The 8,223-nt window shown below is 57.2% G+C and carries 11 protein-coding genes and 1 tRNA gene; 3 read left to right on the top strand and 9 right to left on the bottom strand.

Annotation, left to right across the window (positions count from 1 at the left end; all coding sequences use genetic code 11):
- The 5 genes from KP708_RS15075 to KP708_RS15055 form a co-directional block, all read right to left on the bottom strand.
- On the bottom strand, positions 1–427 hold a 427-nt coding region (locus KP708_RS15075; RefSeq protein ID WP_215757218.1), incomplete at its 3' end, for a recombinase family protein.
- Between the two features lie 147 nt (positions 428–574).
- On the bottom strand, positions 575–958 hold the full coding sequence (locus tag KP708_RS15070; RefSeq protein WP_215750502.1) for a type II toxin-antitoxin system VapC family toxin: 384 nt from the start codon (positions 956–958) through the stop codon (positions 575–577).
- Positions 955–1,251 carry a type II toxin-antitoxin system Phd/YefM family antitoxin gene (locus tag KP708_RS15065; RefSeq protein ID WP_215750501.1) on the bottom strand — a complete coding sequence of 99 codons (297 nt, stop codon included), beginning with the start codon at positions 1,249–1,251 and terminating at the stop codon, positions 955–957. Before KP708_RS15065 ends, KP708_RS15070 begins: the two co-directional genes overlap by 4 nt.
- 68 nt (positions 1,252–1,319) lie before the next feature.
- Positions 1,320–1,589, bottom strand: a complete 270-nt coding sequence (locus KP708_RS15060; protein ID WP_215750500.1) for a hypothetical protein — start codon at positions 1,587–1,589, stop codon at positions 1,320–1,322.
- The gene (locus KP708_RS15055; protein ID WP_215750499.1) at positions 1,586–2,068 is read right to left on the bottom strand and encodes a conjugal transfer protein TraD; all 483 of its coding nucleotides are present in this window, start codon (positions 2,066–2,068) and stop codon (positions 1,586–1,588) included. The genes KP708_RS15060 and KP708_RS15055 overlap by 4 nt, the downstream gene beginning before the upstream one ends.
- A gap of 206 nt (positions 2,069–2,274) precedes the next feature.
- On the opposite strand from KP708_RS15055, the gene KP708_RS15050 reads away from it, so the two are divergent.
- The 3 genes from KP708_RS15050 to KP708_RS15040 all read left to right on the top strand — a co-directional run bounded on the left by KP708_RS15050 (position 2,275) and on the right by KP708_RS15040 (position 4,767).
- Complete coding sequence (locus tag KP708_RS15050) at positions 2,275–3,612, top strand: MobA/MobL family protein (protein WP_215757217.1); 1,338 nt, start codon at positions 2,275–2,277, stop codon at positions 3,610–3,612.
- A gap of 188 nt (positions 3,613–3,800) precedes the next feature.
- Complete coding sequence (locus tag KP708_RS15045; protein ID WP_215750497.1) at positions 3,801–4,022, top strand: hypothetical protein; 222 nt, start codon at positions 3,801–3,803, stop codon at positions 4,020–4,022.
- A 40-nt stretch (positions 4,023–4,062) separates the two neighbouring features.
- Positions 4,063–4,767, top strand: coding sequence for a hypothetical protein (locus KP708_RS15040; protein WP_252347420.1), 705 nt, complete (start codon positions 4,063–4,065; stop codon positions 4,765–4,767).
- Between the two features lie 63 nt (positions 4,768–4,830).
- On the opposite strand, the gene KP708_RS15035 is transcribed toward KP708_RS15040, so the two are convergent.
- The 4 genes from KP708_RS15035 to KP708_RS15020 form a co-directional block, all read right to left on the bottom strand.
- The gene (locus KP708_RS15035; protein WP_025829087.1) at positions 4,831–5,169 is read right to left on the bottom strand and encodes a helix-turn-helix domain-containing protein; all 339 of its coding nucleotides are present in this window, start codon (positions 5,167–5,169) and stop codon (positions 4,831–4,833) included.
- Between the two features lie 355 nt (positions 5,170–5,524).
- Positions 5,525–5,616, bottom strand: a tRNA-Ser gene (locus KP708_RS15030).
- A gap of 92 nt (positions 5,617–5,708) precedes the next feature.
- Entirely contained in the window at positions 5,709–7,166 is a 1,458-nt protein-coding gene (gene gatB / locus KP708_RS15025) for an Asp-tRNA(Asn)/Glu-tRNA(Gln) amidotransferase subunit GatB (protein WP_099212552.1), read from the bottom strand.
- The coding region (locus KP708_RS15020; RefSeq protein WP_215757216.1) for an amidase family protein at positions 7,163–8,223 on the bottom strand (1,061 nt) is incomplete at its 5' end. The genes KP708_RS15020 and gatB, both read right to left, overlap by 4 nt.

Raw genomic sequence — 8,223 nt, 5'->3', positions numbered from 1 at the left:
GCTTACGGCCACCGGCCCGGCCTCGGGCACGGGCCGCCACTAGGCCGGCATGTGTCCGCTCGCGGATCAAGCCGCGCTCGAACTCGGCTAGTGCCGCGAACAAATGAAAAACCAGCTTACCCGCTGTGCTACCCGTCTCGATCTTCTCTGTCAGACTCTCGAAGCCAATGCCGCGCTGCTCCAGCTCGGTCACAATCTGCACCAAGTCGCGCAAACTACGCCCGAGGCGATCGAGCCGCCACACGACGAGTGTATCCCCAGCCCGTAGTGCCTTCCGGCACTGCTCCAGCTCCGGCCTGACCGTGTTCTTGCCGCTGACCGCTTCCTCGTAGATCACGCAGCATCCGCCCTGCATGAGCGCGTCACGCTGCAAGTCTAGATGCTGGTCGTCCGTCGAGACACGGGCGTATCCTATCCGTTGATTCATGGACAATACCGGAACATAGAAAACTTTACGAGTATCTTAACGCAATTCATACCCGTGCGCGACGAAAAATCCAAGCTGCCCAGACAGTTCAGAAAACCACCGTTTTCTGGACAACATGCGAAATTTATTAAGAAACCACCCGAACAGCTATGAACAGTTTATCCTCTCGATTGAGTAATGCGCCATTTGGCTATCTCCAGACAGAAATGATGCCTGCTCACTTAGTGCCTGCGCCATAAGCAGATGATCAAAGGGATCACGGTGATGCATGGGCAGTCCCATCAGGACTTTCAGGTGCTCGGGGGTAATCTGTAGCAGCGTGAACCCTTCCGCCGGAATCGCATCCGTGATCTCGTTGAGATCTGCATCCAGTTTCCCGATCCGGATTTTGATCGCGATCTCCCAGAGCGAGACAATACTAATCAGAATGTCGTGGGCCGGATCCGCAATAATCTCACGTGCTACAGGTCCGAGCTTATCAGAATCTGACAACCACCATAGCAACGCGTGTGTATCGAGCAGAACCTTCACAGACTTCCATCCATGCTGTCGAGCATGTCCTGCGGCGTCTGATCAAAATCATCACTCAGCTTGATCCGCCCACGCAGCGCACCCGGCTGGCGACGGGGACGATAGGACGGGGATGGCGGATGCAGTTCAGCCACGATCTCATCATGGGACGTGACCAGAATGGTACTGCCCTGTCGCGCCTGGCGAAGGTAGGCGGTCAGGTTGCCACGGAATTCTCTTACCCCGATTTTTAGTGGCACGCTCTGGCTGCCAGAAAGCTGTTCGCTCATGTGACCCTCACTTTGTGTCATCATACCATGTACACATAGGGCGGGAGCAAGCGGCAAATGCCCAAAGACGTCATAGGCCGAATGCAGCGTTTTCAGTCGTCGTTCAACCGAAGCACCAGGTGCTTTGCGAGTTCCTTCGCGAGGGCTTCCGTTCCTTCGTTAGTAAGAAGAACCCTGTCGAACTGGCGAGGCCCAAGAACTGGAGCGCCTCGGTCAGTAACCAGAAGAAGGAAGAAATAGTCCTCTGGCATGAGAACCCGAATGCGGGCGCATAGAAGGTAGGAGGAGGGCTCGCCGTCGACCTTGATCGTTGCCTGTCGAAGGTGTCCCTGGCTATCCTCGAAATAGACGAAATATCTCATGGTTTCAGCTTCCCGGCCTGTGATTGAGGCTTCCCTTTCTGCTTGGAGATGATCTCCCTCGCACGCTTGAGATACGGCTCAGGCAGCATGGGAAACGGATTTTTGGTATCACTTCCGACCAACTGGTCTTTTATCATGAGCAGTGCCGCGAGCAGGCGCTCTCTATTGGCTTCAGGCAAGCCGGCTTCCCGTACGGCGGTTCCCAGAAGAATGAGCTTCCGTGTTCGTTGCGCCCGCTCCTGATCCTCGAAACGCTTCTGGGCTTTGGCCGCTTTGCTGGCAGCCTCGCGCGCCTCTACGCGAAGCCGTTCAGCATCAAGAAGGGCGACCACAGTTTCCCGATCGTCCACTGACATCTCAGGGAGCGCCAGAATGTCCCTGATCTTTTTGCGGCGTCCCTTGAGCACCGAAATATCAGCGGCCTCAATTTCGGCGATGAGCGCCTGATTTTTTGGGTGTCCCCAATTATTCTGAGCCACTAGATCGTCCTCCGAGCGGAAAGTGATTCGCATCCCTATTTTACCAGTGATCGGTGGAATTAAATCCGAAAAGGCACGCTAGTGACTTTCTAAAATCCTCCACCTTCGGCTCCGGATTTGATAAAGTCGCGTGATGGGGGAAACCCCCATACCCCGGCCTGCGGCATGTCAGCATTTTGTGTCTTTTTATCTTCGGAATGAGGCCCATGGAAACGACAGCGCACTTCCATTTCCGGATTAAAAACTTCGGCCCGAGCGCCCTGAGCGATCGCGTGGATTACATTACCCGCATGGGAGCCTACCGGGATCGGGAGGATCTTGTCACCGTTGAGTCCGGCAATCTTCCGGCCTGGGCGACCTCCGCCAGGATGTTCTGGGATGCGGTGGAACGGCGGGAAACCGGCAACGCCGCCGACTCATTTATTCTCGCCGTGCCACGCAATTTGAGKCCGGAGGCTGTGGCGCGCCTGCGGGAGCGCTTCGGCCAGACGCTGGCGCAGGGCCGTCCCTATACGCTTGCCGAGCATTGTGATGTTGCCCGTGACTATGAAGAAAACCGGCATTTCCACGCCCTGGTGAGCCCGCGAATGCTCGACAGTGTCAACCGGCAGGAAGCCCAGTTCTTTGCACGGTATCGACCAAAACACCCGCGCTCGGGCGGCGCCCGGAAGAACACGCGTAAGGGGCCGAAAAAGGAGCGTGAAAAGATCGTTTTCGGCATCCGCTCGCAATGGGCGTCCGAGCTCAACCGGGAACTTGAGGCTGCCGGTCTGCCTCTGGTCGACCCGAGGTCTCTGAGCGACCAAGGGATCGACCGGAAACCGATCAGGCGTCAAAACCCCGAAGCCCTCGTCCGCGCCCGTGAGGTCCAGGGCCGGGCACGCGGTGCCGCATTCAAATTGAGGATGGCCGCGAAACAGGCGGCAGCGCGAGCCGACGCCATGGTCATGATACGCGAGACGCCCCTTCAGGCAAGAACGCGCTGGGATGATCGGGACGAGTTCGCGCGTATGCTGGACAAGGTCCGCCGCAAAAAAGCGGTGGAACTGGCCAGACAAACGAAGAAACGGGTCGTTCAGTCGACACGCGGTGACGACGCCGTCGTTCTTCAGGCCAGAGAGAGGGCTCAGGCATTGTTCGATGCACGTCTGAGGCGCCCCGAGGAGCTCGAGCGCCTGATCCGGCATTACGGTTGTGCATCCCCTGGCGCCGCCACGCTCCGCATCAACATGCCGCAGCGGATAGGTGCCGTCATTCCGGAGGTTCTGATGGGCTCAGTCCATATTCCGGACCCCAGGATCTACAATCACGTGGTGGTGGGGCACGTCGCGATCGAAAGCCTGGCCCGGAACCTATCACGCGCCTCCCGGACGACGATCGAAGAGACGCTCAAAATCATTGTTCATCATGGGCTCGAACCCGTGCCCGACCGACGGGCTGTCAAGAATGCGCAGCAGGGACGCGATGCTGTATCGCGATCACAGAATGAAATCGAGCGGCAGGCGGCCACCGGAAAAGCCAAAGGATGGGATATGGATTTCTGATTTCGGGATTTTTTATTCCTGCATTGCGGTCGTGATGTATGAGGGCCTGAGCGGTGTTTCGAGGGTTCTTGTCTTTTCTCGTCGTGAGGTCTCATACCCGTAATTCCCCAAAGGATTTTTGTCTTCTGAAGTGTATCGGTTGTGTGGGTGTGAGCCTCGTTCCTCCAACATCGAACGAGAAAATCTTCATGTCTCAACACATCGTCTTATCGTCCCGCGTGGAAGCGGACATCATGCAGATCACCGCATTGCATGGTCTTCTGGATTTCGCCCTCAGCGAATGCCTCGCGGGCAATGACGCCGACGGCACGGTCCTCGAAGGGGCCGTCGTGCTGACGCGCTACATCCGCCGAAAATTCAGGCGCCTGACCAACGCACTCCTAAGCGGTGATGCCGTAAAGCGCGACTGAGCGCTTCACGCCAGACCGACGGCAGGCTGCCGTCACCTTCTTGTCTTCCCTTACAATTCGCGCGTTTTTGCATCGGGCTCATGGACCCGAGGGAGACGTGCGCCGTTTCTGGACTATCGTCATGATCAACGACCACCTGAACAATGTCCTTCCAAACTGGGTCTCCCGCAATCTTTTCCGCGACGAGGATCTGGACCGCTATGCTGCTCTGTCAAAGGAGCTTCTCGTCACGCCAACGCAACAGATGCTCGAGTTCTGCGGTGGCGGCCACGCTCTGGTCGACCGCTACAGCCGCGACAAGCCTCTGTGGAAGGCTTTCCGTCAGGCCGTGACCCAACGCCATCCGACGCTGCCGGCCTGGCAGGGCGACGTCCGGATCAAAGGCTATCGCATTGAATCCATCGTCGAACTCGCCGTTTATCGCCGGATCGAGCGCATCTGTCCGCAAGCGGTGCGCGTGATGGTTCAGCCGCCTGTCAGAGAGAGTGTTGTCCAGGCGCGAGCCGACTTCGGGCTCTATGTCCGAGGGAAACCCACGTTGTATGTCGAAGTGGTCGGCACCGTCACCCGTGACGGACGCTCGGTCTCAGAAGACGCCGAAGGCCTCCGCAACGCTATCGAGGAACGCCTGCTCCGCTATGTCGGGATGGCTCCGGTCGAAATCCTTCACATTGATGAGGTGTGTGATCCTGCCACCCTGACGGCGCGTTTAGGTCAGGCTTTTGCTAGGGCTCAAGCCTTGTGAGCGCCTAACCTCAGTGAAGGCAAACGGGGGCGTGCATCAGGACAAGCCCCCGTCGGCTCCGGGTCAATGATGGAGCATGATGAATCGTATTAGCAAGGCCGCAGCGATCAGATAGAAAATGAGTGTCTCCAGTGCCACTGGAAGAGGCTGGGAACAGGCCCGACCGCGACGCGTTGAACCGCAAGGTCCACCTGATTCCATATCAGGGACATCCGCCCGGACCACCAGCTTGAGGACGTCCGCCAGAAGGAAGAGCGTTTTCCGGCCGAACTTGTATTTCGGGAGGAGCCCCTTGGCGACGTATCGGTCAACCGTCGCAACGTCGCATCGCAGATAGATCTCTGCTGCCTCGAGCCGGGTGATAAAGCGCCCCAGTAGGCCAGACGTCTGTATGTCGTGCACCGCATGCACTCCTCAAGCCATGACGGTCGACCATCGACCGTCTTGTCGAACCACCTTGCCGAGGAGCTGGGGTGATTGGAGCTGGGGCTGTCTTGGGGAGGACGTTTGCCCTCGGTCACGAGGGACTATGCTATGTTCTGTCGGGATGGGGGAATATTAAACGAAAAGGCTCCTCAGCGCATTCTTGTTTTATTCTATCAGAACACGCGGCGTTTTGCCAACAAAAATCGTTCCGACACGGTTTGAGGCCGCCCGACGCTGCAGGAAACCGTAAAACATAAGGTGGGATTGATGATGGGAGTGCAAAGCGACTCACACACAACATACTGATTTATTTTATATTTTTTGATTATGTTGGCGGAGGGGATGGGATTCGAACCCACGATACGGAATAACCCGTATAACGGATTAGCAATCCGCCGCCTTCAGCCTCTCGGCCACCCCTCCGCGTGGAAAGCAGTTTTTATACTGCGTTCGTGAAGGCGTTCTTAAGGGGGAACGGCCTCGCCGTCAAACCCCTTAAGAACAATTTTTTTATCTCATTCGGAAAGAAGCTTTTTCAAGGTTTCATTCACCAGAGCCGGGTTCCCTTTACCCTTCATGGCCTTCATCGTCTGGCCAACAAAGAAGCCGAAAAGCTTGTCCTTGCCGGATTTGAATTCAGCAACCTTATCCGCATTTGCTGCCAGGATATCGCGGATGGAGCTTTCGATGGCTCCTGTGTCAGTCACCTGACGAAGACCTTTCCGCTCAACAATAGCAGAAGCCGATTCGCCAGTTTCTACCATGTCTTCAAGGACTTCCTTCGCAATCTTGCCGTTAATCGTCGAATCCGAGATCAGGCTTAACAGCTCACGCAGTCCTTCTGCACTGACTGGACTGTCTTCAATTGAGCGACCAGTGCGGTTCAGGGCAGCAAAGAAGTCTCCGAGCATCCAGTTGGTGGCAAGGCGCGCATCGGCGCCCTTTGCAACGGTCTCGTAGAAGTCTGCGACAGCTTGCTCTGCGGTCAGGACACTCGCTTCATAGCGACTAACGCCGTATTCGCGTTCCAGGCGGTCCCGCTTGGCTTCTGGCAGTTCGGGAAGAGCAGCTTCCAGTTCGTCAACCCAAGACTGCTCGATGATGAGCGGAAGAAGATCCGGGTCCGGGAAGTAGCGATAATCGTGCGCGTCTTCCTTGGACCGAAGCGACCGAGTTTCGCTGCGGACATGATCGAACAGGCGCGTTTCCTGATCGACTTCGCCGCCAGCTTCCCAAATCTCGATCTGGCGCTGTGCTTCTACTTCGATTGACTGCATGACGTAGCGGATCGAGTTGACGTTCTTGATCTCGCAGCGGGTCCGATATCCCTCCTCGCCCGGTTTGCGCACGGACACGTTGACGTCAGCACGCATGGAACCTTCTTCCATGTTGCCATCGCAGGTATCGATATAACGCAAGATCTGACGGAGCTTTCGCAGGTAGGCTCCGGCTTCTTCCGGTGAGCGGATGTCCGGCTCACTGACGATTTCCATGAGGGCTACGCCCGCACGATTCAGATCAATGAATGAACGCGTTGGGTCCTGATCATGGATGGACTTGCCTGCATCCTGTTCCAGATGAAGGCGCGTCACGCCGATTTCACGTGTGCTTCCATCTGCAAGATCAACGAGCACCTTGCCCTCACCCACGATGGGATGAGCAAACTGGCTGATCTGATAGCCAGTGGGGAGATCGGCATAGAAGTAGTTTTTGCGATCAAAGCGGCTGAACAGATTGATCTGCGCGTTCAGGCCAAGGCCGGTACGCACTGCCTGTGCAACGCACTCCTGGTTCAGGACGGGGAGCATGCCCGGGAAACCCGCGTCAATCAGGCTGACATGCGTATTTGGCTCGCCGCCGTAAGAGGCGGAGGCGCCAGAGAACAACTTCGCTTGGCTGATGACCTGGGCATGAACTTCCAGCCCGACGACAATTTCCCATTCGCCGGTATTGCCAGTGATACGATAGCTCATGCCGACACTCCTGCATGGATGGCGGGTCTGTGGGTGAAGGACGCAGCCTGTTCGATGACGTGTCCTGCTGCGATCAGTGTTTCTTCGTCAAAGAATTTGCCAATGAGCTGAAGGCCGAGCGGAACACCCTGTGCGTCCAGACCGGCTGGAACAGAGAGCGCGGGAACGCCTGCCATGCTGGCTGGAACAGTGAAGATGTCATTCAGGTACATCTGCACCGGATCTGTCGGCTTTTCGTCCTGAGCGAAGGCACTGGACGGCGCCGTTGGCGTCAGAAGGAAATCCACCTTCTCGAAGGCATTCAGGAAGTCCCGCTGGATCAGTGTACGGACCTTCTGCGCGCGCAGGTAATAGGCATCGTAATAACCCGACGACAGAACATGTGTTCCGATCAGGATACGGCGCTTCACTTCTTCACCAAAACCCGCGGCGCGAGTGGCTTCGTACAGTGCATCCAGGGAATCCCCCTTCACACGTTCGCCGAAACGCACGCCGTCATAGCGGGCAAGGTTTGAAGATGCCTCTGCGAGAGCTGCGATGTAGTAAGTTGGAAGGCCGTACTTCGTGTGCGGAAGAGACACTTCCACAACTTCAGCGCCAGCGGCCTTCAGCCAGTTGATACCCTGCTGCCAGAGGGCCTCGATTTCGGCTGGCATGCCCGGGGCATGATATTCCTTGGGAATACCAACGCGCAGGCCTTTGACGCCTCGCGTCAGGGCCGCTTCGTAATTCGGAACAGGCGTGTTGACGCTTGTGGAATCCCGCTCGTCGAACCCAGCCATGGATTCCAGCAGGATTGCACAATCCTGAAGGTTGCGGGCCATCGGGCCAGCCTGATCCAGCGAGCTTGCGAAAGCGATCGTGCCGAAACGGGAGCAGCGGCCGTAGGTCGGCKTGATGCCGGCAATCCCTGTGAAGGCAGCCGGCTGGCGAATGGAGCCACCCGTATCCGTACCGGTCGCGCCCAGCACCAGACCTGCGGCTACGGCAGCGGCAGAGCCACCGGAGGAACCGCCCGGAACCAGCTTGGCGTCAGAGCCATTGCGCTTCCATGGGT

It is taken from the genome of Gluconobacter sp. P5H9_a (genome assembly GCF_018812085.1).
Lineage (GTDB): Bacteria > Pseudomonadota > Alphaproteobacteria > Acetobacterales > Acetobacteraceae > Gluconobacter.
Note: the sequence above shows the minus strand (reverse complement) of the source record. Positions and strands in the feature narration are given on the sequence as shown.